The organism is Nostoc sp., from assembly GCF_036917355.1.
GTDB lineage: Bacteria > Cyanobacteriota > Cyanobacteriia > Cyanobacteriales > Nostocaceae > Nostoc.
The window spans coordinates 119,858-143,705 of record NZ_JBALDP010000064.1; the positions used below are offsets into that span (position 1 = coordinate 119,858).

A 23,848-nucleotide genomic window follows, 5' to 3' on the forward strand; every position below is an offset into this window, starting at 1 on the left:
TTACTGGAGTACCAAGACGTTTGTCATGGCTGTAATATTACACTTTCTGCGACAGACTGGTTGTTGGTGGTTTGTATTGGCAGCAAGTAAACTCTTTTGGCAACAATCTCCAGTACTTGGTAAAGAATACGTCCCAACTGGAAGTTCTGATATAAGATGACACTGGCATTGAGCGTACCTAGTGCGATTGTGAGTGTTGCTACTTCTGGCATTCCCAGAACGATCGCCACAATTGCGAACAGACAATAGCCAACCATCGCCATAATGGCTAACTGTGACATTCTCAGGGCACACCGCACCCGCAAAACTCTTTTGTTACCTCCATGATTTTCAGTACATACTTTCAGCTGAACTTTTGACCAAATCCCCTGGTAAATCTCTAAATCCCAATCGCTCCAGCCTCGATCCATCGCAATGAAATACTTGCAAGGCAGGAGTAAATCCATTACCTTTTGCAGCAGGTTCTCCTTCTCGATTCCTGCTTCTGTCCAATAGGACAACTCATAGGCGCGATCGGGCCAGGAAATATTTACTCTATGTGCTGGCAAATCAAACTGAATTAAATCTGCTTGAGTTAGTGTTTGAGTCATTTTTTTAATGCTTCTATTTTTATTTACAGATCGTCAAACTTTATCGGCTCGGCTTTCTTGAGTTCTTTGATTCGCCATTTATAGCGTTCTATACTACGTACAATCGGCCCCAGGTAAATCAATAGCGCCACCAGCAACCGTGCCCTTCTTTTAAGAAAACGAGAGTCAATGCGCGCTTGTATAGCACCTGCTACACACCAGCTAAAAGAGATGAGGAACATTACTGCACCCAACCACGGGCGATCGCCAGACAAAAGCGCAGACACAAATAAGATCAAAGCTGCGACATTCCACTCCAGTGTCAGCGGGAGGTAAGAGATCAGAGAGGAGGAAGGCTCGTACAAGGTTTGAAACAGACCCCGACCAAACACCCCAGAGTAGATAATTGGTTGACCAATACGAAGAAATGCAGATAAATCTCCGTAGATTCTCCCCAACCAAGAGGGCTGTCCCAAAAGGTTAAAGCGGTAAGGATGCTGAAAATAAACGAGTGCTTCTGCCTTGCCATAACCTTGCTGCTGTTTGAGATAGGCAGCTACTGTATTACGGCGAAAGTGCCATACGATTGCCGTTGGGCTAAAACCAATGGTGTAACCTCGATCTTGCAGTCGCCAGCAGATATCGACATCATCCCCAGCAGTACGAAATATAGGGTTGAAGCCGTTAATTTCTTGTAGAACCTCCCGACGAAAAGCCATGTTACAGCCAGCAATATGTTCGGCTACCTCATCACTCAAAAGTATGTGGGTAGGTACGCCAGGAGAGACGGCAACGCAGGCAGGAACAAGAGAGTCCTCTGGGGGAGATAAGTTTGGCCCGCCTACAGCAGCTAGACCAGAGGAGAGAAACTTGGCAACCAGATAGGTAAGCCAGTCTGGATCTGCCATACAATCAGAATCTGTATAGGCGACAATTTCGCCAGTTGCAGCGGCCATACCGACGTTGCGGGCGACGCTTAATCCCTTATTTTCTTGGTTAATTAGGCGTACATAGTTGTAATGTTGAGTAATTTCGAGAGTGCGATCGCTCGATCCATCATTAACTACAATGACTTCATAGTTGGGATAGTTGAGTTCTTTGAGAGAAGCTAGACAAGTATCCATCGTGCGTTCAGCATTGTAAGCGCAGACAATCACTGAGACATTGGGATACTCAGGTAGCGCTGGCGGTAGAGGCGCTGTGTAATACTGCTGAACTGTCTGGAAAGCTGGCTTTTGGAGCCGTTCGGCGTCAACTAGACCAAAAGCCCAATCCTGTATGGCATATCCGCCGGTAAACCATTCATCTGTCCAAGAAAATATTATTGTCCCGGCTGCTCCCATCTCAAAACTAGATGATAGCTTTTGAGAGAGAATTTCGGCTTGGGCTTGGGTTCCTTCACGCATTGAGTCAACGCCAAACTCACTCAGCACTAGAGGTTTATCCTCGGCTAGGTTATGGAGTCGTGAAAGGTAGCGACGAAAATCTGTTTCCCGATGCAGGTAAACGTTAAAGCATGAGAAATCAGTAAAGTCAATATTTAAATACTCTGTAGAGGGGTAATTGGCATAACTCACCAAACCTTCGGGATCGCTGTCTTTGGCTACTGCCATTAACTCTTTAATAAAAGCCCGAACTGGTTTTGCTCCATGCCATCGGACAATATCTGGAGGAATCTCATTACCTACCAAATAAGCAAAGGTGGCGGGATGATTCCGGCAAACTTGAACTCCTTGAACAATGCAGTTACGGATTTCTGCTTGTACAGCAGAAGAGTTAAGGAAGGCAATATGCTGAGACCAAGGTATACCAATCAACAGCCTCAGTCCATAAATTGCAGCTAGATCCAATAGCCAATCAGGTGGAACAGTATAGGTACGCAGACAGTTAGCCCCCATTTCTGCTATCATGGCGAAATCTTTTTCCACAACTGATTTTTCTGGAAAGGACTCACCGTGGCTACCGATGGAAAAAGGGCCGTAACTCACTCCTTTAAGAAAAAACTTTTCATCTCTAATAAAGAAAAACTTACCTCTTACTGTGACTACCTCGCTTTTTGCAAGTGGTTCAGCACAGAAGCCAGAAGGTGTTGAAGTCAAGTTTTGCAAATTACCCCCGACAATTGACTGCAAATTTATTTCCTTGCTGCTGAAACGCTACGTCAGTTTGCTCAAAAACAGAAACACACATATACTTAGCTCATTAATGCATTCGCAGCATATTTAGCGTTAGTACCATCACAATCGCTATCAATTAACAATTTAGTAATACTTAATACTGTGTCAGCAGTACGTTTGCGATCGCGTTTACGCAAATGTATGAATTAACGTATACTTTCAGTCTAGTTTTGTATGCGTTGGTCAATTAAACTCAGCAATTGGTGTTGCTGAGTCAGTTCAAAATTTACAGTTGAATATATAGATTTAGGGTTCAATTTCAGCCAATGGACGAAATGTTGAAAAAAATCTGATACTACATATACTCAACTTGAAATGAGTAGTTTTAAAACTTGTTACTACTATGGTTTATAAACTTGCTCTCTGCTTTAGCGGTAGGTAACAATAACGTTGCCAAAATACTCTCTGGTACGGTTGGAGTTACTTTACAAGCACTATTGAGGCAATCTACCAATAACTGGCTAGCAGTATAGTACTGTTTAAGTATTTCTTTCTGCTGCTCGCTAAACTGCCATTGATGTCCAATATTGCGACACCGAACTATCACCAACCTCAATTCATTAGCCCAAGTTTGACCATTAGTATTCCACCATTCTTTTAAATTTTCTCTGCCTTGAACTGGGGTCGGTAATTGTTCTTTGAGTTTTTGCAAAGAACTTTGTAACTCAGGATTACAGACAAGAGTTTGGCGATCTGGGAGAGTATAGCTTAAAGCCAAAACTCGATCTAAAGTCGGCTCGTTATACAGAGCAACGCTTAAGTGAAGCGCACACTGAAGAGCTATATCTAGAGCTAAATCAGGGGTAAGATTACTAGTAAGTCTGAGATCGATGCCAAGGGAAAAAGCCAAGTCATTAGTCAAGTTCAGATCGTCGAGAAGTTCTAGTGTTAGATAAAAGGCACGAATAGCTACTCTGTTATGAGTAGACTGAACTGAAAGAGACTTATGGTTAAGCCAGTTGAAGAAATTTTCTAATTGCCGATCGAAGGCTACAAGCCGATCGATATGTTGCTTCATTAATTGCAACAGACAAGTGGGATTATCCAACATACCAGCAGTTAATAAAAAAATTTTGCGCCAACGTGGTTCAGTTAAATGGTGAACCAGATCGATTAATTTTTTTTCTAATATTTGGGGGTTGGCGCTATTAACAATATTTTTAGCTGTTAAATACTCCTGAAAAGCTATATGCGAAAACGAGTAAATTCCCTGCGCCTGCTCTATTAGTAATCCATGTGTCTCAAGCAATTTCAGCACTGCTTCACTGTTGAGTTGCAGTATATCAGGCTCAGTTTGGGCTATGGATAAGTTACAGAGGTAGTCCGTAATATATTGCTCGACGATCCTTTGTGTGAAAAAGTAATGACCTTGTTTAAAAGTAATAGCAGCAATTTGACTTAGCAGTTCAATCTTTTGAGCTAAAGACAAATGAAGATAAATTTCATCTCGTTTAATGTTCCTCACTTTATCCCAGCGATTGAGCAAAATGTCCAATCCTTTGTTGTAAAATTCGACCCTTCTAATTGGAAAGTCTGAGCAAGCTTTAAATACACAACAAGCCAAATTAAGCAAAAGTGGTCTGACAGCTAGTTCTCGAATTTGTTGATTCTCTAATAACTGTAATTTTTGCACGAATTTACAAGCTAAAGCTTTTCCTTTTTCGATGGAGTTCTTGCTAACATTGACAAACCAATTTTGCACAAAAGTCTCGATTTGAAAGCAATCAAAATCAGCAATTTCAACATCGCTAAATTCCTCAAACTGATACTGTTGATAACCGATACGACATGTTAGAATCAACTTATTTTGGTAATAGTTTGCAGCAAAACTGCGAATTTTAGTGATGATTTTGGCGTTATCATCTTCTGGAATTTCATCTAAGCCATCCAGTAGAATTAATATTTTGCCACTAACTAGTAATGTTTGAATTTCTTGGTCTGAAGCACCGCAGTCAGCAAGCTGTTGACTAATATAGTTCAATAAACTGTAATTTCCGGTCTCTCTAGCATCCTCAGCAAAGTTTTTCAAGCGAATAAAAATTGGTATCCGGTCTGATAGTAATTTGCCTTGATTGCATTGCATAGCAATATACTGTAGAAACGTAGTTTTACCAGACCCTGGTTTACCTAGTACCATAAGTTTAGGATAGGTGATAACTGCTTGGATTGCAGAAACTCGTTCTTGATAAAGTTGATTAGAAGCAAAACAGTTGAACTCTTCAGGAATGAAGCTTTGTAAATCGAGGATATCTACCCATCTTCGACTTGTAACATTATTCAGAATATTGGTGCTGACATAAATTTCTTCTAGTTGAATTGGTTGATCGATATCTAACAACCTCGTAGTCCCACATTGAGATTTAATCTTATCACTTAGACGCGATCGCAACATTTGTACTAAGCTTTCGGTATCTTGGCAGTTTTCCCATTCCTGGTTGTTTTCTGTCAGTAGCCTCTGATTGGGTAGTTCAGCAATATCTTGCCAATCTAAACCGAGTCGAAAGCATATTTCCATAAAGTTCTGACGCTCAATCGGCTTGCCTGTAAAAAATTTCCAGATTGGTTGCCGAGTCTCAAGTCCTATCTCGCTAGCTAAATACTCTTGCGTCCATTCTCTAATTTTAAAAGCCTTTTTTGCTTTCTCAATACCTACAGTAGATGCTTTCAACGAACGTCGTGCCATAAACCAGTTTTTTAATCTCCAGTTATTAAATTAAGGAAATATTTAATCAATTAATTATTGATTCATAATTATGTTACTTTCCTCTTTAAGTTTTATCAATTTTTTTTGATATATTTAAAGAAAAGATTGTAACTAACGTAATTGATGTAGTGCCATTGATACTTATTAATACGATCGGTTTGATTGCTGGCTTTTAAAACTAACTAATTCATTTCGAGGCTTTCTTCCCTCTTATGGCTTATATTTTACCTTTCTTTTGAAAGAAATGTTTTTTAGATTTGTGATTTTAAATACGAGTTAAACCAATTTAATTAAAATTAGGAAAGGTAGGAAAGGTAGGAAAAGTAGGAAAAGTAGGATAGATATACAAATTAAAGAAAACTTATCTGATATATATACGTTAAGTCATACATACTCCTGAACGCGATCGCAAACAGATTTATCGGATTCATCTCCTATTTAGAAGAACCTTGCTATTAAGTATCCCAAAAGACAGTTGCTATTTTCGCCAGCACTGAATGTAAACTTTCAGACTATTTTCAGATTGCGATCGCCCAAGTTGATGAAATTCTCAAAGGTTTTACCTTAAAAAGCTACGCTAAGGCCATCTTTAGCAGTGCTATCTGCGAAACTTTATGCCAAAAGGGGGAAGCAAAAACTCCAAAAACCTCTTCCATTTGCATCTCTGCGCTCTTAATGATAAGTCTTTAAGCGGACACGCTATCAACTGGCTACGCCTACGCAGATATACTTTAAAAGTTCTAACTCTTACCACAATCTGAACCAAACAGTTGTGTTTGCTACTTCGAGTTGCTTAACCTGACTATTAGTCCAGCTATGGTGGTTTTAAAACTTGACTACTTACTGAAGATTTATACCAATTCTCTATGAAGATGCACTAAACCATAAGTAAAAGAAACAAAAACGAACCGCATATCCCTTCGGGAAGCAAGCTACGCGTAGCGTCTCGTTAGAGAAGGACGCATCGCGCAGCGTCTCGTCAGAGAAGGACACAAAGAAAGAAGTTAAAAGGGTTTGGCGCAGCCTCACAAAGAAATGGTATTACCCCTCTTTTATCACTTTCGGGAGAGAATAATCTGGAGTGCTTACAGCATAAGACTTTTAGCAAAAAACCATGATTTCAGCTATTGTGTTAGAAAATAAACGCTCAAATGCCTGTTCTATCTACAGTTCAAAATTAGGCTTTGATTTTTCTTTTCCCAGAGTGACAAAACAGGGATTACAGTGCTTTCCCAATACAAGTTGCACTACTACTAGGAGAAAACATAACCTGGCAAATAAAACCTCTTTTCGCCAATTATGACCGAGAAATACTCAGATTTTAACTCTGGTGGCTTTTTTATAGATAATTATAGTGGGGAATTATCAGCTAAATCCACTTACAAATAAAAAGCCATGAAAGAAAAACCTAAACAACAAATGCGTATATGGGCGATGTTGTGTCATCTCTCGGCTTTACTAGGGTGGATATTATTGTGTTTTTTGGTATTTCTTGGCATTCCTTTATATTTACCTTTAAATATTTTACCTCCACTCATAATTTGGTATTTTAAAAAATCTCAATATCCCTGGATTGATTTGCAAGGTAAGGAATCATTAAATTTTCAAATTTCTTTAACTTTTTACACTTTTGTTGTTATAACAATATCTTTAATTTTAGTAGTAACTTGCTTGAGTTTGGCAGTGACTACTAATGGTTCAATTAATCAAATAAAAAATACTTTCGATAACTTATTAATTATACTTATGTCATTAATTTTATTCAAACTGCTACTACAATCCTTTGTAGTGACTTTTGCTGCTGTTAAAGCTTACAATGGCGAGCATTATCGTTACCCCTTTACAATTAGAGTTTTACGATAAGCCTATCTGATAGTATACTAGATTCAAAAGAGCGATCGCTAGATGTTATCAACTCGATAGCAACCGCCAAGCAGGAGGAAAATATTGCCTATAAACTTTGATATAACTACATATTAGATGTGAATTATAAGTAAATAATAAGTTGCATAAAGATGAGGATAAAAATTAGATGATTGGAGTTGCGATCGCAGGCACTGGATTTGGTCAAAAAGTCCACATACCCGGATTTCAAGCACATTGTCGCACTGAAGTCGTTGCTGTTTATCACCGCGATATAAATAAAGCCAAAGCCATAGCAGAATCCCATAATATTCGTCACGCTTACGACTCACTTGCAGATATTGTGGCATTACCAGAAGTGCAAGCCGTCAGCATTTCGACACCGCCTTTTTTGCACTATGAAATGGCAAAAACTGTACTGCAAGCTGGAAAACATTTATTACTAGAAAAACCGACAACCTTAAATGCATTTGAAGCAAAAGAACTTTATCAGTTAGCTAAAGCCAAAAGCGTTATTACAACTCTAGACTTTGAATTTCGCTTTGTACCAGCATGGCAATTGTTTGCAGAATTATTGTCAGAAAATTATGTGGGTGATTTACGCCTAATTAAAATTGATTGGTTAGGTTCTTCTCGTGCTGATACTTCACGCCCTTGGAATTGGTATTCTGATAAAGATAAAGGAGGCGGTGCATTGGGATCTTTGGGTTCTCACGCCTTCGATTATATTCACTGGTTATTCGGGCCAGTGCGTAGATTAAACGCTCATTTAACTACTGCTATTCCTACACGAGTTGACCCGATTAGCGGGGAATCTAAGGCAGTGAATACAGATGACAATTGTATATTAACGTTGGAATTAGCAAATGGTATACCTTGCCAACTTTTTATCAGTGCGGTTGTTCATGCAGCAAGAACGCACTGGGTAGAAGTATATGGCGATCGCGGTACATTAGTTGTGGGCAGTGAAAATCAAAAAGATTATATACATGGTTTTCGTGTTTGGGGTTCCCAGTCAGGTAAACCTCTAACAGAAATAGAAATACCGAATCGGTTAATTTTTCCCAAAAATTATGCTGATGGCCGCATTTCGGCATTTATCCGCGTAGTAGACCAATGGGTGCAAGGAATTGATCGCAATCAAGAAATTACACCATCACTACGCGAAGGAATTTATTCTCAGTTGTTGATGGATTTATCTCATGAATCGCATCAAAAAGCAAGTTGGGTAGACGTACCTAGCTTGGAAAGATTTCTTCGTAACTAGAAAACAAATGAGCAAAACTCCCCGCATTCGTATCCCACCGGAAGTCAAAAAATATGTTTTTCAACGCGACCAATATCAATGCCGAAGTTGCGGTAAAACTAATGTAGAAACTAATCTCAGTATCGATCATATAATTCCCCTCGCTCGTGGGGGTCAAAATGATATTAGCAATCTCCAAACTCTCTGTTTTACCTGTAATCAGCAGAAAACAGATAATATCGATCCGCGTTTCCGGCGATATTTTCAGCTTTAGGTTACGATGGTATGAGCTATTAGTTTCTCTCTCATTTCTATGCCTCAAAATCAAAATAGCAATTTCCTAATATTTCTCAATATTAGAACTACCCTTTTTTACTTCTTCACTGTCATAGCTATTTTAGTAGTAGCCTTTCCCTGGCTATATGAGATTAAAACGAAAGCTGGGATCGACATATCACCTGGACGCCATGCAGGAACATTTTTTGAAAAACATACCCGTGGAGTCTTCAAGTGTGAGTGGCTTTATCCTTACCATTGCGATCGCTCTCACGTTAGGTAATATCATTTCCGGTTAAATAATTATCATTGCAATCGCAACGCAGCAATCCAACACCCTTGCGATTGCTTCACTGCACTTCGTTCCATTCGCAATGACATATCAAAACTAATTTACCGGAGATGGATTTTATAATATCATGTCCGGTAAATCAAGGTGAATAAAAATGTTCGTTCGTAGTAAGGACTTTAGTCCTGGTTTTGGGGACTGAAGTCCCCACTACGAACTGCTTATTATGGCTGAAGTTGACACCAACGTACTGCTGTGCGCCACTACATCTATTTCAACTTCAACTGATTTGAGATCGAGCTAACATCAACAGCTAATTTTTTACCCAACTTGAGCAACTGAAGACACTGATTATCTCCTTCATTACCAACGCTAGTAATACACACTGGTGCTATCTGACTTTGCAGACAACTAAAGTATAGTTCCTGCGATCGCTGTAGGGAAACATTAATATTTAGTTGATCCCCGACATCAATCAATCGTTCCAACAGTTGGATATCTGCATTAAAGCTACCATTGGCATCGTGCAATAATTGCCAGAGCGATCGCGCAATTAACTGTTCTAACATTTGCTTACCGTCGGGAATATTCAGCCGACAACGCAGATGTTTTGCTTCAATAGCGATCGCCTCTAATTCTAAGATGTGATTCCAACTCTTTTGGGAATCGGCAATTTCTTGCTCAAGCGATCGCAATGTCATCAGACAGCGATGCCCTAAAGCAATATCTGCTGCCACCTGCAATTCTTGCGGTACAGCGATTTCATCACGATGAAACGCCATCAGCACGCCATAATTATCACGGTAGGCTTGGGTATACAACTGTCCTAAACGTGTCAGTGTTTCTTGACTCAGCAGCCCCATAATCCGGTGGCGTTCTTCAGCAAATAGATTTTGCAAGTTAAAAGCTTCTTCCCCAAATAGCTGTGTCATCGCCAAGATCGTATGAGCCGCACTAGCTTGTTTTAGCGCCCCAAACAGCTTTTCTTTTAATTTGCTGTAGTCACGCCGCCCAGTAAATTGTTGAATGCAGCAGTGGAAATCCCAGCCTCCCAAATGTAGAACCGCAAATACCAAATGCTCACTTTCCCAAGTAATCTCTGATACCAGCTTTAAATTTCCCACAGCCAGAGTTAGCGATCCCATACGTTGCAGTTGGTAATCTAGCTCATTGGCAGCGTAGCAATAAACCTTTTTTTGGTAACGCTGAGACTGTTTGTCAGCAGCATCTTTTCTTGGTAGAGAATTGTGCGCCTCTGCTGGTTTCTGATTGGTAAATAGGGAAGTAATAGCGTAATGGGCTGCAACTTGCTTAAAGCCAAGTTGGGCAGTTAACACTAGTTGCCGATAAATTTCGGCACCGTGTTTGAACTGATCCACATTACTGGGGGCTAAACCAAGATGTTTGACGAAGCCTTTTTCCAGCTGCACGCCAGCCACTTCCCCTGCCAATTCCAAAGCACGGGCGGCATAGCGCAGAATTTGTGTCCCTTCTGGACGAGAAATTTCTTCAAAAAACCAACCGCAACTAGTGAACATCAACAAAGCGTGACGTTGCATTTCCAATAGGCGCAGAGCATCTACTTGTTCGGCTGCGGTTAGTTTGTGGGTTTGATGACGAGCAAGGAAACGGTTGACATTGGTAGCAGAGCGATCGCGCATTACTTGGATATATTCATCTCGTGCTAGCCAGGGATCGCGAAATAACTGTCTACCATGTTCCTCATAAACCTCAGTTAGCTGATCCCGCAACCAATTGAGTGCATCCCGCAAGGGACGACGCCATTTCTGATGCCAAACACCACCTTCCCCACCGCAACCACAGTCATCCTCCCATCTGCCGACACCGTGAGCGCAACTCCAGGCTGTGACTGACTTCAATTCCACTTCCCAACTGGGAGAATTCAAGCTCAGGTAGTGGGCAAAGTTCGTTACCGTCCAACCCTGTTGAGGAAACTCTTTGGTAAAGGCGTAAGCTAAAGTTTTCTCAGTCCCCTTCTTGTGGTGTCCAAAGGTTTCCCCATCTGTCGCCACAGAAATTAACTGTGCTGGACGATGATCCCCACGCACTGCTGAACCAATACGTCCGGCAAAGTGACTGGAATTATAAACGACATCACTAAAACCCATATCTCGCGATATCGGCCCATCGTAGAAGAAGATATCAATGTAGGGTAATTCTTCTGTACTAGTATCGTTGGGGCTAGTGGCGAGCGCCTCCGGCGGGGCGTAGCCCAACGCACTCAGAGGTGAAGATGAAGTGTTTAGTGTGGGCTGCAAATAACAACGGTAGGGACGGGTAGAATCAATCTGACTACCGCCGACTTCAATCCATTCAGGATGGGGACGATCTGGAGTCGGGAGAGGACGGCAACGCAGTGCTTGAGATGGTGCTAGGACTATGAAGCGAATACCCTCAGCCACAAGAGCTTCTAAGGTTGCGTAGTCTACAGCCGTTTCTGCTAGCCACATCCCTTCGGGATCGCGGCCAAACCGGGAGCGGAAGTCTTCTTTACCCCAGCGAATTTGGGTATATTTGTCGCGCTCGTTCGCCAGAGGCATGATGATGTGATTGTATACTTGCGCGATCGCATTGCCGTGACCATGTAAGCGTTGGCTACTCTTGGCATCTGCCTCTAAAATTCGCTGATAAACTTCCACATCGTAGCGTTCTAGCCACGACATCAGCGTTGGCCCGATATTAAAACTGAAATACTCATAATTATTGACGATCCCCACCACTTGGCCTTGGTCATTTAAGACTCTGGCAAAGGCATTTGGACGATAGCATTCCCAATGAATCCGCTCATTCCAATCATGGAAAGGTGCAGCGCTCGGTTGGCGTTCAATTGCGTCCAGATAAGGGTTTTCCCTTGGTGGCTGGTAAAAATGACCATGCACCGTCACATAAACACCATTAGCCTTTCTCAGGGGATCGGTTTCTTTGGTGTTATTGGGATCTGAATGTAATGTTAACGTTGAGCCAGAGCTAGCTGGCATTTCAGCAGCAGAAGTCATGTATATTTATCCAAAACAAAAAACTTGCAGTTGCACCGAAATAATCCTGTGTAAACCTTACTCCAATAGTTTTTACACAAAATCCGGTATAAACAACAACTATGGAATCCAACTAAATTTTGACAAAGCTGTTTTATTGTAGTGGGAAATCTGCGTTATCGCACAGCCCTTTCCCTGAAGGCTTAAAGTAATTAGCCATTGAACAAAGCCTTAGTTAGGGGTTTTCTCTTCTTAAGCGCCAATCAAAAATTTAATTGTCTTTTAATACATTAAACCCCATTTTTGATGTAATATTTTGGCTCAAATTCATAGTTTTGCAACAAAAGATTACAAGAACTCATTATATCGCAATTTTGCTTTACACAACATCCGCAACGGTGAACGGAAAACAGTACAATTTCTGAATTGCTCTACAGGCGGTTGAGAGTATCCTATGGGAGTGCTGAATGAAAGTGATTGTTAATTCAACACTCCAAATTTGAAACTTAGGATTGCTCGCTGTGAATGATACCCTCAACTTAAGACAACAAATGTCAACCAAAAACATTATTCTTTTCGCTTTACTACTATTTATCCCAGTTTCTGTAGCAGCCCACTTTTTGGAGTGGGGAGAATTGACAGTTTTCATTACAGCTGGATTAGCAATTCTGCCCTTAGCAGCTTGGATGGGTACAGCCACAGAAGAAATTGCTGTCGTAGTCGGGCCATCATTGGGGGGCTTGTTAAACGCTACTTTTGGCAATGCTACAGAACTAATCATCGCCCTAGTAGCGCTGAACGCTGGGTTAATAGATGTAGTCAAAGCCAGTATCACGGGATCGATTATTAGCAACTTACTACTTGTAATGGGTTTTTCCATGCTTTTGGGAGGACTGCGCTACAAAGAACAGACATTTCAGCCAATTGTGGCGCGGGTGAATGCTGCTTCGATGAATTTGGCGGTGATTGCCATTTTGATGCCAACAGCAATGAATTACACTTCTCAAGGAATTAATGCAGAAACAGTGCAAAATCTTTCTATTGCTGTTGCTGTAGTATTAATCTTGGTTTATGCCCTAACACTGCTATTTTCGATGAAAACCCACTCCTATCTTTATGATGTGGGTGTAGCGGAGACAGAAGAAGAGGAAACCCCTCACGCAAAACCAAATATGATGTTGTGGGTTGGCGTCTTGCTAGTATGTACCTTACTAGTGGCACTTGAGTCAGAAATGTTGGTAGATTCTCTGGAAGTAGCCACATCTCAGCTAGGTTTGACGGCGCTGTTTACAGGGGTGATATTGGTTCCCATCGTTGGTAACGCGGCTGAACACGCCACAGCAGTCACCGTGGCGATGAAAGATAAGATGGATCTTTCCCTTTCGGTAGCTGTGGGATCGAGTATGCAGATTGCCCTATTTGTCGCACCTGTATTGGTGATAGCAGGGCGGATATTAGGTAAACCAATGGATTTGGATTTCAAACCCTTTGAATTAGTTGCTGTGGTTGTGTCAGTGTTGATTGCCAACAGTATCAGTTCCGATGGTAAATCTAATTGGCTAGAAGGCACTTTATTATTAGCTGCTTATACAGTGTTGGGGTTCGCCTTCTACTTCCATCCAGTTATGGAAGGTATGGGGTAGTACCGCAAGGCGGAAGTCAGCCCCTTTGGGGAAGTCAAAAGTTCACACTGAGCGGAGTCGAAGTGTCAAAATTCAAAAGTTTTGTATATCAAGGCTTTTGAAAATTTTCAAATGGTAGCTTGATTTCCGCCGTGCTGTATTAGTTAATAGTGCGTAGGCGTAGCTTGGCGTAGACATTGCTCATATAACGAATTCGTGGAAGCTCTCATCCTTAACGCCAGTAAAATAAAGAGATATAAGAGCGATCGCCTGTATGAGCTACTGCCTTAACCCTCATTGTCCTAAGCCTGAAAATCCCAATCATGTCAATTTTTGCGTGACTTGCGGTGCAAAATTACTCCTCAAAGAACGTTATCGTGCTATCAAACCAATCGGGCAAGGTGGTTTTGGCAAAACTTTCTTAGCTGTGGATGAGGATAAACCCTCAAAACCACGCTGCGTAATTAAGCAATTTTATCCTCAATCTCAAGGCACTAACACTCTGGCTAAAGCCGTAGAGTTATTTAATCAAGAAGCGGTGCAGTTAGATGAATTGGGTAAACATCCCCAAATTCCCGAACTACTGGCATATTTTACCCAAGAAGCTCGGCAGTATCTTGTACAAGAATTTATCGACGGGCAAAACTTAGCCCAGGAGTTAGCACATAGAGGTGCTTTTAATGAAACGCAAATCTGGCAACTATTAAACGATTTATTGTCAGTTTTGCAATTTTGCCACACCAAACATGTAATTCACCGCGATATTAAGCCAGAAAATATTATTTTACGCGAGAGCGATCGCAAACTAGTATTAGTAGATTTTGGTGCTGCTAAATCTACCACTGGCGCTGCCTTAAATAAAACTGGTACTAGTATTGGTAGTCCAGAATATGTAGCACCTGAACAAATGAGAGGTAAAGCTATTTTCGCCAGCGATATTTATAGTTTGGGTGCGACTTGTATTAATTTATTAACAGTGCGATCGCCCTTCGATTCTTATGATACTAACAACGATACTTGGGTATGGCAGCAATACTTGCAAACTCCCGTCAGTAATGAGTTGAGCCGCATTCTCAACAAAATGTTAGAAAGTATTCCAATTCGGCGTTATCAAACAGTAGAGGAAGTTCTCAAAGACTTAAATAAATACTTGCCAGCAGCATCAAAACCAGCGATTGCACCAAAACCTATCCCTCAATCGCCACCAAATTCTTTACCTGCTTTTGTATCGAAATCTCCTAGTCAACTTGAGAAAGAATTAGAAGAAATGAAAACCCAATTTATGGGTAACAACAAACCTCAACCAAATAAAATACAGCCACCAAACCCAACACCTCAGCCTTCTAGTAAAAGTAAAATAGATGAAGAATTAGAAGAATTAAAAGCCAAATATCTTGGTAATAATAACCCTTAAAATTTATCTGGTCAAATAACACTATGTTTTATATTTATACATAATTAATCGTCTTCTAGATTAATTACAAAACCTTTGTTATTACTGTCTGACTAATGCTGCTAAGGAAACTATTAATTAGATATCTACAAAATAGTCGCATTACCCCTCGGTTCGAGCAGATAATTCCTTTCATGAGCTTACCCTACGCTCATATCTATACCTGTAAACTCCAGTTATGTACGCAAAAACCCATGATTTTTTGTTCGGGATTATCTTCTAAAGATTCTTCTGCACCATAGAAGGCAATACCTTTAACATACGATGATTCACAAGGATAATGCATTTCATCCCCGCTATCATATTCAAGCTCAACATACTCGTTTAAATCCGAAACCTTAGAGCCGATTTCAAATTTATCCAAAAATTTTCCTTGGTAGCCCTCAAACACAAAAATCTTGAATAGAATATCATCTGAATTGAATTCAAGAAGTACAATCCTGTCTTTATAATAGAAAACTTTATGTCCATCTAACTTCTCAGAATCTGAGCAGATTGTCTGGCAGATCCAGCCATCCGACTTAGATAAAGCTTCGTTGATATTAATTGATTTCAATCCTTTTTCTCTCTTCTCTCTTTCTTCTTGGAGATTGACAACCAGATTAGGTTCGCTAAGATCGGGGATTGATGAAAGATGTTGTCCAATACTAAATCCTGCTGCGGAAACTCCAGGGAGAATTTCAGCCCACAAATCAAGTCTGTCCATTAATTTGTCTCCTCTCCAATAAGTTTAAATTATTTACCGATATATTCTATGCAGTTTTATCTGGAATGACATTACCTCTGATATTTAAAGTGTATAAACTGACGGAAAGACTACAACTAGGAGATAAATATTTAACAACTTACCTGGGGGAGGAAAAGTAGTTTTGATTCCAAAAATTGGATAATTTATTTTTTGGAGTTCCCTAAAAAGAAAGTGACTCTGAAACTCAGAGCCACCCTTAAAACTGTATTTTGAAACTTTTTAACTTTTCACAATATCCTGGTGTAGATGTGTGAAAATTTACTTCTTAGCTTCAGCAATAGGTACCCATTCAGTGTGGAAAGTTCCGGGTTTATCAAGACGCAGGTAGGTATGTGCGCCGAAGTAATCGCGTTGTGCTTGAGTTAGATTTTGAGGCAAGCGATCGCGGCGATAGCTGTCAAAATAATCCAAGGATGCGCTAAATGCGGGTACTGGAATTCCCAGTGTTGCAGCTGTTGCAATCACTTCCCGCCAAGCAGTTTGTCTGTCGAGAATTGTCTGCTTAAATTCGGGAGCTAACAGCAAGTTAGGCAAAGCTGGATTTTCGCTAAAAGCCTTCTTAATCTTATTCAAAAAGCGAGCGCGAATAATACAACCACCTTTCCAAATCCGCGCCATTTCGCCCAGATCCAAATTCCAGTTATATGTTTTTGAAGCTGTGGATAGCAACGCCATCCCTTGAGCATAAGAACAGATTTTTGAGCAATAGAGAGCATCGCGTACTTTATTGATAAAGTCCTTAGTTTGCCCGTCATACTTGCCACTGGGGCCTGTGAGGACTTTAGATGCTGCAACCCGCTCATCTTTAATCGAAGATATAATCCGGGCATTAACTGCTGCTGTAATTGTAGGAATAGCAACTCCCAATTCCAATGCAGTTTGTACAGTCCAGCGTCCAGTTCCCTTTTGACCTGCTGCGTCAACAATCAAATCCACCAGGGGTTTTTTTGTTTCTGGGTCAATATATGGGAAGATATTCTTCGTAATCTCAATCAAAAATGAATCGAGTTCATCGGTGGTGTTCCATTCAGCAAACACCTCATGTAGCTGATTATGGTCTAATCCAGCGACATTTTTCAGCAAGTCGTAGGCTTCAGCAATTAGCTGCATATCGCCGTACTCAATGCCGTTGTGTACCATTTTGACATAGTGGCCAGAACCACCAGGGCCAATGTAGGTTACACAGGGGCCATCATCCACTTGGGCAGCAATTTTGTTGAAAATCGGCGATAGAAACTCGTAAGAGCTTGTTGTACCTCCAGGCATCAGTGAAGGCCCATTTAGCGCTCCTTCTTCACCGCCACTGACACCCATACCAAGATACCGAAGCCCAGCCGGCTCTAATTCCTGAGTGCGTCGTTCCGTATCTTCAAACCAAGAGTTGCCACCGTCGATAATAATATCGCCTTCCTCTAACAAGGGTTTGAGTTGAGCAATTACCGCATCCACTGGCTTACCAGCTTGCACCATTACTAGAATTTTGCGGGGACGTTCCAGTAAGGCAACGAATTCTTCCAAGGTAAATGCGGCTTTGACGTTCCGTCCTGTAGCACGCTGCGCCATAAACGCATCCGTTTTTTCTCGGGAGCGGTTGTAAACTGCAATTGGGAAGCCATTGCGCTCCACGTTGAGAGCGATGTTCTCACCCATAACGGCTAATCCAATCACACCAAAGCTTTGTAGTGTCATAAAAAATTTCTGGCTAACTCTTGCAGATCCTTTTACTTTAAGGGTAGTCCGATATTTTCCCTTCTCTCCTAAAGAAGACCTTAAGACTTGAATAAATGACAAAAATCCACAACTAACAGGGATAATTAATTTTAAATTGTATCTAAATCAACAATTGACTGGCAAAATTTGCAAAATTGAAATAATTAAAGGACGTAGTAAGGAGTAACCAAATAATGCTGGCATATGTCCTAGCTTTGGTGGTCGGTCTTGGTAGTTTAGCCATTTATATAGCAGCTTTCTTTTTTCCAGAAATCCACCGCAAGAATGACTTTATCTGGAGTGGTGTAGGGCTGTTCTACGCCTTAGTTTTATGGGTGTTTGCACCACGCATTACCGGGGGTTTGTTGCTCGGTCATGTGGCTAGTGTGGCTCTTTTGGTCTGGTTTGGCTGGCAAACTCTATCATTACGTCGGCAATTGACCCCGCAGGTACAACAAACTCAAGTACCAAGTGCTGAGACAGTAAAAACTGGCATTCAAGAACAGGTAAATAAGTTGTCCCTTCAGGAACGGTTGGGCCAGTTGCAAAAAGGTCTGGGTAGCACCTTCAGTGGCGCGAAAGACAAGGTGCAGCAGACTGTGAGCAAAAAGACACCCACAACCCCCAAACCTGAAGATATTACCTCTGTACTGTCAGAGAAACCTGCTATTGAGATTATCGACAAAACTATTGTCATACCAGAACCACCAGCAGAGGAGACAGTTACTACTGACACGGAAGACAAAACCGAAAGTGTACCGGAAGCGATTCCCCCACATCCCCCATCTCCTGAATTGGTGGAAGCAGCGCAACCAGATTTTGAAATTGAGGATAAGCAACCGATTCCTGTAGAAGAAATTGCGCCGGATGCGGTACTCGCTCCCCCAGCAGAAACGCCACCTGAACAAATACCGCCTAATCAAGGTAGTTGAATGCAGTGAAACCCAGCGTTAACCTAATATAATGTTGGGTTTCACTATTTCCATCAGGCTATTTTAGGGCTAATTTCAAACGCTAATTCCGAACGATAGAAGCACACATCAAACGCTAAAAAGAAATTCATGTGTCCTAAAATCAATGGGGCGTTTCTATCTCTTGTCCAAGCAAAAGCTAGCTCTACTGCCGGAAATTGTTCAACATTCGCCATCAACACCAATGCCCTCGCCTCAAACCTAGCCAGATTACCACCCAATGGAACGGAGAGTCTTTGACGTTCCCAAACTGCTCCCAGCCTTGCCCGATTTCGTAAGACAATACGTTGACAGTAGAACCAGTATCTAGCAAGCCTGATACACTTACAGAGCGATTCTGATAAGTTAAAATTAGCGGCAGATAAGGCAGCGTACTTAATGCACCAAGTTCTGGGTTTACCTCAGTAAATGCAAATCTAACTTTATCAACCATGTGTTGCCGCTTTTTCTTCTGCTAATGCCTTCGCTAAAACAGCAGCAGCTTCAAAAGAATCATATAAGCCAAGACTTGTTACTTTGTCCTCAGCATCCAATGGGACTAAATTTGATTCCTTTAACAATTCAGCTGCCAGGAAATGTATTAGTAAGAGTTTATCAGTGTGGGATAATTCTTTAACTAGCGGTATGAGTTCGGTAAGAAGCATAAGTTAAAGCTTTAATGAATTTAGATAAATTTTAAAGCATAGTTTGAGGAATGCTCTTAACTAACTAGGGATAAAAATTATGAACATCCAACTTAAAGCGGAATACGAGCAATTTATACAAACCCGAATTGCTACAGGAAGATATGAAAATACTGACAATGTAATTACTAAAGCATTAAAACTGCTGGAAGAATTGGAGAACGTTTATCAGGAATGGGAAGAAGAAACCCAGAAAAATAGCTGTTAGTCCCTCAATCGTCAGTGAGTGAGTGTAAGCTATTCATTTAACCTTACAGCAATGCCTGAAATCTTACATTGTCCCGAATGCTATCAAAATCAGGGTTGAGTTTTGCTTCTCTACAACATCGACTAGGATTGAGATTAATTGCTTGTTGTAGGTTTTCAATGGCTAAATCAACATCATTTTGTAAGGCGAAATAGCAAGCTTTACCGTAATGGCCACTCTCATCATTAGCCTGTAGTTCTAAAGCTTTCTCACAACTAGCCAGTGAATCTTGGTAACGCCCCGCACGAGCCAGCACAATGCCCTGATTAGCCCACAAAAGCGGATATTCTGGTTGAAGTTTTATAGCTTCATTGAGGTTAGCTAATGCTTCATCATAACGCCCCAATAAACTCAACATTAAAGCCTTGTTGCTCAACATCTCAGGAGCATTGGTTTGAATTTTTAAGAACCGATCGCAGATAGTAATTACCTCTTTATAAAACTGTAAGTGCATCAGTGTAACAGCTATATTTCTTAATACATTCAGGTCATCATCTTTAATTGCTAAAGCTTCATTGAAACTAGCAAGTGCTTCTTGATAACGCTCTAATCCTGCCAGTACTGAGCCTCGGTTGTTCCAAGCCTCGCCATAGTCATCTTTAATTTGCAAGGCTTTATCGTAGCTATTGAGCGCCTCTTCATAACGACCTAATTTTCCCAAGACATTGCCCTGGCAGTAATAAATTATGGGGTTATCATCTTGAATTATTAAGGCTTTGTTATAACTCACGAGCGCTTCTTCAGAACGATCTAGATTATCCTGCTGATCACCTAAATTTAAAAATAGACTACTGCTGAATTCAGCATAACTAGGATAACTATTATTTGCAATTTTTTCAGCCTGCTCTGCTGCCTTCTGTAGCAAATCAACTTGCTGATTTGGTTGACTGCGTAGGGATTTGGACAACAGCCCTGTATATTTACCCAGTCCATCTTCCAAAAAGTCAACTTGAGTAAAACAAAGTCGTAATGCTGCTTCTATTTCTTCTTTGGAGGGGCCAATCAGATTCTCGTAGTTAATTTCATATTTAGCTGGATTTTCTGTTAACATCATCCAACTAAAGAGAAAGCCCAATTTTATGCTTTTCAGAAACTTATTAGTTGAATCGGGCAAGAGGCGATAATTCTCTACTGCTGCTTCTGCGACAACTGCGGCGAAAGGAATCATTACTACTTCAAGTTGTTTAAGATAGCGAGAAGCAAAGAAATGGGAAAGAAATTGACGCTGACCCTCATCTCTTCTCCCAAAGAGAGCATGATAGAGAAATTCAGCAGTGTATTGACGCCAATGATAGTTATCGTATTTTTCTGGTTCAGGGGTATCTGGAGCAACTTCTTGGTTTGCTTGTTGCTCAAAATATGTAGCTAGCAGTTCATGGGTTTCACGAAATCGCGTTCTATCCTCATTACAAAATGACAAGCGAAAAACATTACGAGCCACATCATCCAGACGATAGTGATCTTGAACAAACTCAACAAAATCGCACTTTGTTAGCCATTCAAAACAGTCGATACTTGCATGAACACCAGTTTCAAAATCTATTCCTTGCTTTTGCATCAAGTACTGAATCAACGATCGATCAAACCAACGACAACAAGCGGCTAATTGTACTATCTGTTTTTGATTTGCATTTAGTCCTTGCAGTAGCAGATCAGTAATTGCTTTGTTACCACGGGAAAAGTCGTCAATATCTCTACCTGCTTCCTTCTCTCGTCTAATCCAGTTGAGATAGTAGGGTAAGCCTTGAGTAGCTTTATATATTTTCTGAATATCTCCAGATTTAGTAAAGCCAATATGCTGAAGATATTCCTTAGTTTGTTCTTTGTTGAATTCATCTAGCCGTCGTTCATAGATTACATCCCGATCCTGTTGTAATTTCCGCCAACTTTCTTTTTCTAACAAAGAACGTCGTCCTGCCACCAAAATACGTACACTATAAGACTTAAGGGGTGTATCTTCTAACAAATATTGCCACAGCCAGGTGTCAATATCTGAGGATGCCTTTTCATAGGTATCTAAAACCAGTACAATCGAGCGCTTGTGTTTTTGAGTTTTCTGAATTAACCCTTGAGCAAATGCATGAGTCAACTTGGGTATTGGTTCGAGCATCAACTCCTGAAGCTGTTTGTCGTTCTTCGTTGCTGGATGCTGTTGCAGTAGTTCTTGTATACGCTCTTTCGTCGGATTGAGTGCCTGTGATGCATCTGATAACATTCCCCCAGCCTTGACCGTAGCATCCAAACCTAAACTCAATGCTGTTCCAGGATCTCCCAAATAGCCTGCACCTGTGGCTAGCAGTGTGGCTGTTCCTAGTTCAAACCAATCCTTAACTGTATTTTGTTGCTCTGTATCAACTGATTTACCTTGTACAGGTTCAGTTTTCAGCTTGTAAATAGTTTCCTGATACTGCTCATAAAGTGATGTAAAAGGGTCGGGTTTAGGTAATAAATCCCTTCGCCAGAGTCCGGTAGGTTTTGGTAATAGCTCATAAAGCTTTTCCATTAGCTTCAGTGGCGTTTCAATACCTGCTGTAAGTCCAAAGGACACCTCTGCAAAGTCAGCTTGCAATTGGTGCGTCTCTTTCAGTTTTTTGATGAGGGTAGTTTTACCAACTCCCCCGAACCCATAAACCTGAGACAGCAGTGGATTAGACTCTGGAAATTCCAGTGCTTTTGTAAATTTAGCAAGAAAATCCTGCGCTTGCTTACGAGAGATGTAGTAAGGTATTGGAGTTGTCATTTAGTAATAGAAATACTTGGTTTAATGTATAGATTTTAGCGACTCCTATTTTAATTCAACACCTCAAATAGAGTATTTCAAGGAATTATATAAAAATTATATTGAACCATTGTGATTTTTAATACTAAATCTGAGCCTTTGATTGCAACTCGCGATCGCATTACCATTAGCCATAAGAAATTGCGACTGAAATGTACCCTAGTAAAGCAATTCTAGTTTTGACAAAATAATTTTCACTTGGGGCTGCTGCCCAATGAGGTTTTAAAAGGGTTTTAGCTTAAATTGACACGTATGCCCCGCACTTTCACGAAGAAACAACTTTCAAATGTGAGCCATGATGAGATAGGTAGCTGGAGTTAATCACCCGATTACGCCCAGAAGTTTTAGCCTGTAACAAACATTGATCGGCACGATACAGCAGACTCTCTCCTTTCTCATCATCCTCAGCTTGCAGAGAGGCTGTACCCAAACTAATGGTGACATTAATTGTCAGTTTATTGTTGAGTGCAAATGGTTCGTCGCTGACTACGCGATTGAGACGACGGGCTACTAGTAGTGCTTCTTCATCGGTAGTGTTAGCCAGAAGAATTACAAATTCTTCGCCACCATAGCGGAATGCTGTATCTTGACAGCGCAAATTGTGGCGCAGACGCTGACATAATATTTGCAAGATGCGATCGCCTACTAAATGCCCGTGAGTATCGTTAACTTTCTTAAAATGATCTACATCCAGAATAATCAAACTCAAGGAAGTTTTTTGGGCCCTGGCTCTTTGAATTTGTCTGGGCAAGTCCCATTCTAAAGCACGACGATTATTTAATTCTGTTAACGAATCCGCTAAGGCGATCGCAGATAACATATCATTTGTCCGAATCAAATCTCGGTATTTTTGTGCTTTCCGCAAACCAACTGTCAATTGAGCAAGTATTAGTCCATGATTGGCAGTCAACTCTGCCAAGCTATAGTCTGTTTTTTCTTCAATAAGATGCCAAATATATGCATCGGCTCCTTGCTTTAGTGCCGCAGCACTCATTTCCAATTCCCTATGCCAACCTTTATTTCGATCGGTAAGCTGCTGGGAACGATCCTCGAAAAGAATACAATATATCCACGATAGTTTTGTCTGATCCTTCAACCAATTGCACAATTCCATGCTGCCATCTAGGCTAGCTTGTACCAGGATTATATCAGGAGGTGTTGTTTTAATCTGCGACACTGCTCGATCCAAGTTGTCTATAACTTCGACACTAAAAGCAGTCGCATAACGGATCTGATCTGGAAGTGTGGCGATAAAATTATTTTTTCCAAAGATCAGAATAGAAATATTCATTGCTTTATTTTTTATCCTATTTAAATTTTAAATAAATTCACTTGGGTCACTACTGCTCTTGTGTCTAATACTAAATATGATGTTCTAGGCTAAATTATATTTTTTTACATCTTGTTTTTTGAGCATCGATTAGATAGTGAACTTCCAATTTTAATCTCATTTTAAGATTTTAGATTTACTACTAATTTACTACTACCGTTTCGGAAATATTCATTTCTAACAAC

At 40.7% G+C, this 23,848-nt stretch carries 18 protein-coding genes and 1 pseudogene; 8 read left to right on the forward strand and 11 right to left on the reverse strand.

All coding sequences use genetic code 11. The features are described 5' to 3' along the window. Nucleotides 1-23: 23 nt before the first annotated feature. The 3 genes from V7K53_RS20345 to V7K53_RS20355 form a co-directional block, all read right to left on the reverse strand. A complete protein-coding gene (locus tag V7K53_RS20345) occupies nt 24-590 on the reverse strand; it encodes a hypothetical protein (RefSeq protein ID WP_335199295.1) in 567 nt (188 codons plus the stop codon). A gap of 23 nt (nt 591-613) precedes the next feature. Then, nucleotides 614-2,701: a glycosyltransferase gene (locus V7K53_RS20350; RefSeq protein ID WP_335199296.1), complete on the reverse strand. Its 2,088-nt coding sequence runs from the start codon at nt 2,699-2,701 to the stop codon at nt 614-616. Between the two features lie 370 nt (nt 2,702-3,071). Then, the gene (locus V7K53_RS20355) at nt 3,072-5,429 is read right to left on the reverse strand and encodes an NACHT domain-containing protein (RefSeq protein WP_335199298.1); all 2,358 of its coding nucleotides are present in this window, start codon (nt 5,427-5,429) and stop codon (nt 3,072-3,074) included. A 1,416-nt stretch (nt 5,430-6,845) separates the two neighbouring features. Between V7K53_RS20355 and V7K53_RS20360 the strand changes: the two genes are divergently transcribed. The 4 genes from V7K53_RS20360 (at nt 6,846) to V7K53_RS20375 (ending at nt 9,118) form a co-directional block, all read left to right on the forward strand. Continuing rightward, on the forward strand, nt 6,846-7,313 hold the full coding sequence (locus V7K53_RS20360; RefSeq protein ID WP_335199299.1) for a DUF4870 domain-containing protein: 468 nt from the start codon (nt 6,846-6,848) through the stop codon (nt 7,311-7,313). 169 nt (nt 7,314-7,482) lie between these two features. Beyond that, nucleotides 7,483-8,580: a Gfo/Idh/MocA family protein gene (locus V7K53_RS20365; protein ID WP_335199300.1), complete on the forward strand. Its 1,098-nt coding sequence runs from the start codon at nt 7,483-7,485 to the stop codon at nt 8,578-8,580. Nucleotides 8,581-8,587: 7 nt separating this feature from the next. Next, complete coding sequence (locus V7K53_RS20370) at nt 8,588-8,833, forward strand: HNH endonuclease (RefSeq protein ID WP_094352587.1); 246 nt, start codon at nt 8,588-8,590, stop codon at nt 8,831-8,833. Between the two features lie 39 nt (nt 8,834-8,872). Further along, nucleotides 8,873-9,118 (forward strand): hypothetical protein, encoded by a 246-nt coding sequence (locus V7K53_RS20375; protein ID WP_335199302.1) that lies wholly within the window; start codon nt 8,873-8,875, stop codon nt 9,116-9,118. A gap of 275 nt (nt 9,119-9,393) precedes the next feature. On the opposite strand, the gene V7K53_RS20380 is transcribed toward V7K53_RS20375, so the two are convergent. Continuing rightward, on the reverse strand, nt 9,394-12,141 hold the full coding sequence (locus V7K53_RS20380; RefSeq protein WP_335199303.1) for a DUF3536 domain-containing protein: 2,748 nt from the start codon (nt 12,139-12,141) through the stop codon (nt 9,394-9,396). A gap of 530 nt (nt 12,142-12,671) precedes the next feature. On the opposite strand from V7K53_RS20380, the gene cax reads away from it, so the two are divergent. Beyond that, nucleotides 12,672-13,763, forward strand: coding sequence for a calcium/proton exchanger (gene cax, locus V7K53_RS20385; RefSeq protein ID WP_335199304.1), 1,092 nt, complete (start codon nt 12,672-12,674; stop codon nt 13,761-13,763). A gap of 253 nt (nt 13,764-14,016) precedes the next feature. Then, complete coding sequence (locus tag V7K53_RS20390; protein WP_335199305.1) at nt 14,017-15,156, forward strand: serine/threonine-protein kinase; 1,140 nt, start codon at nt 14,017-14,019, stop codon at nt 15,154-15,156. Between the two features lie 196 nt (nt 15,157-15,352). Here V7K53_RS20390 and V7K53_RS20395 read toward each other — a convergent pair whose 3' ends face one another. Both V7K53_RS20395 and gndA read right to left on the reverse strand, forming a co-directional pair. Beyond that, on the reverse strand, nt 15,353-15,901 hold the full coding sequence (locus V7K53_RS20395) for a hypothetical protein (RefSeq protein ID WP_335199306.1): 549 nt from the start codon (nt 15,899-15,901) through the stop codon (nt 15,353-15,355). A 300-nt stretch (nt 15,902-16,201) separates the two neighbouring features. Next, nucleotides 16,202-17,632, reverse strand: coding sequence for an NADP-dependent phosphogluconate dehydrogenase (gene gndA / locus V7K53_RS20400; protein ID WP_335199307.1), 1,431 nt, complete (start codon nt 17,630-17,632; stop codon nt 16,202-16,204). Between the two features lie 215 nt (nt 17,633-17,847). Here gndA and V7K53_RS20405 point away from each other — a divergent pair, with 215 nt between their 5' ends. Next, entirely contained in the window at nt 17,848-18,585 is a 738-nt protein-coding gene (locus V7K53_RS20405) for a Ycf66 family protein (protein WP_335199308.1), read from the forward strand. 53 nt (nt 18,586-18,638) lie between these two features. On the opposite strand, the gene V7K53_RS34095 is transcribed toward V7K53_RS20405, so the two are convergent. Genes V7K53_RS34095 through V7K53_RS20415 form a run of 3 tightly spaced genes read right to left on the reverse strand, consistent with a single transcriptional unit; the run spans nt 18,639 to nt 19,268 of the window. Next, the gene (locus V7K53_RS34095) at nt 18,639-18,800 is read right to left on the reverse strand and encodes a hypothetical protein (RefSeq protein WP_442940502.1); all 162 of its coding nucleotides are present in this window, start codon (nt 18,798-18,800) and stop codon (nt 18,639-18,641) included. Further along, entirely contained in the window at nt 18,800-19,057 is a 258-nt protein-coding gene (locus V7K53_RS34100; protein ID WP_442940503.1) for a hypothetical protein, read from the reverse strand. Before V7K53_RS34100 ends, V7K53_RS34095 begins: the two co-directional genes overlap by 1 nt. Further along, nucleotides 19,050-19,268, reverse strand: a complete 219-nt coding sequence (locus V7K53_RS20415; RefSeq protein ID WP_335199310.1) for a hypothetical protein — start codon at nt 19,266-19,268, stop codon at nt 19,050-19,052. Before V7K53_RS20415 ends, V7K53_RS34100 begins: the two co-directional genes overlap by 8 nt. A gap of 79 nt (nt 19,269-19,347) precedes the next feature. On the opposite strand from V7K53_RS20415, the pseudogene V7K53_RS20420 reads away from it, so the two are divergent. Further along, nucleotides 19,348-19,503: pseudogene (locus tag V7K53_RS20420) on the forward strand (ribbon-helix-helix domain-containing protein); the annotation flags it as partial. 55 nt (nt 19,504-19,558) lie between these two features. On the opposite strand, the gene V7K53_RS20425 reads toward V7K53_RS20420, so the two are convergent. Then, nucleotides 19,559-22,294: a tetratricopeptide repeat protein gene (locus tag V7K53_RS20425; protein ID WP_335199311.1), complete on the reverse strand. Its 2,736-nt coding sequence runs from the start codon at nt 22,292-22,294 to the stop codon at nt 19,559-19,561. Nucleotides 22,295-22,598: 304 nt separating this feature from the next. Continuing rightward, complete coding sequence (locus V7K53_RS20430; protein WP_335199312.1) at nt 22,599-23,624, reverse strand: GGDEF domain-containing protein; 1,026 nt, start codon at nt 23,622-23,624, stop codon at nt 22,599-22,601. Between the last annotated feature and the right edge of the window lie 224 nt (nt 23,625-23,848).

Bases quoted from the DNA above. Each gene is read 5' to 3' on its own strand.
- V7K53_RS20365 (WP_335199300.1), top strand. From the start codon at position 7,483: ATGATTGGAGTTGCGATCGCAGGCACTGGATTTGGTCAAAAAGTCCAC.
- V7K53_RS20355 (WP_335199298.1), bottom strand. From the start codon at position 5,429: ATGGCACGACGTTCGTTGAAAGCATCTACTGTAGGTATTGAGAAAGCA.
- V7K53_RS34095 (WP_442940502.1), bottom strand. From the start codon at position 18,800: ATGGCGAATGTTGAACAATTTCCGGCAGTAGAGCTAGCTTTTGCTTGG.
- V7K53_RS20405 (WP_335199308.1), top strand. From the start codon at position 17,848: ATGCTGGCATATGTCCTAGCTTTGGTGGTCGGTCTTGGTAGTTTAGCC.
- V7K53_RS20380 (WP_335199303.1), bottom strand. From the start codon at position 12,141: ATGACTTCTGCTGCTGAAATGCCAGCTAGCTCTGGCTCAACGTTAACA.
- V7K53_RS20415 (WP_335199310.1), bottom strand. From the start codon at position 19,268: ATGCTTCTTACCGAACTCATACCGCTAGTTAAAGAATTATCCCACACT.
- cax (WP_335199304.1), top strand. From the start codon at position 12,672: ATGTCAACCAAAAACATTATTCTTTTCGCTTTACTACTATTTATCCCA.
- gndA (WP_335199307.1), bottom strand. From the start codon at position 17,632: ATGACACTACAAAGCTTTGGTGTGATTGGATTAGCCGTTATGGGTGAG.
- V7K53_RS20390 (WP_335199305.1), top strand. From the start codon at position 14,017: ATGAGCTACTGCCTTAACCCTCATTGTCCTAAGCCTGAAAATCCCAAT.
- V7K53_RS20425 (WP_335199311.1), bottom strand. From the start codon at position 22,294: ATGACAACTCCAATACCTTACTACATCTCTCGTAAGCAAGCGCAGGAT.
- V7K53_RS20345 (WP_335199295.1), bottom strand. From the start codon at position 590: ATGACTCAAACACTAACTCAAGCAGATTTAATTCAGTTTGATTTGCCA.
- V7K53_RS20375 (WP_335199302.1), top strand. From the start codon at position 8,873: ATGCCTCAAAATCAAAATAGCAATTTCCTAATATTTCTCAATATTAGA.
- V7K53_RS20430 (WP_335199312.1), bottom strand. From the start codon at position 23,624: ATGAATATTTCTATTCTGATCTTTGGAAAAAATAATTTTATCGCCACA.
- V7K53_RS20370 (WP_094352587.1), top strand. From the start codon at position 8,588: ATGAGCAAAACTCCCCGCATTCGTATCCCACCGGAAGTCAAAAAATAT.
- V7K53_RS20395 (WP_335199306.1), bottom strand. From the start codon at position 15,901: ATGGACAGACTTGATTTGTGGGCTGAAATTCTCCCTGGAGTTTCCGCA.
- V7K53_RS34100 (WP_442940503.1), bottom strand. From the start codon at position 19,057: ATGGTTGATAAAGTTAGATTTGCATTTACTGAGGTAAACCCAGAACTT.
- V7K53_RS20360 (WP_335199299.1), top strand. From the start codon at position 6,846: ATGAAAGAAAAACCTAAACAACAAATGCGTATATGGGCGATGTTGTGT.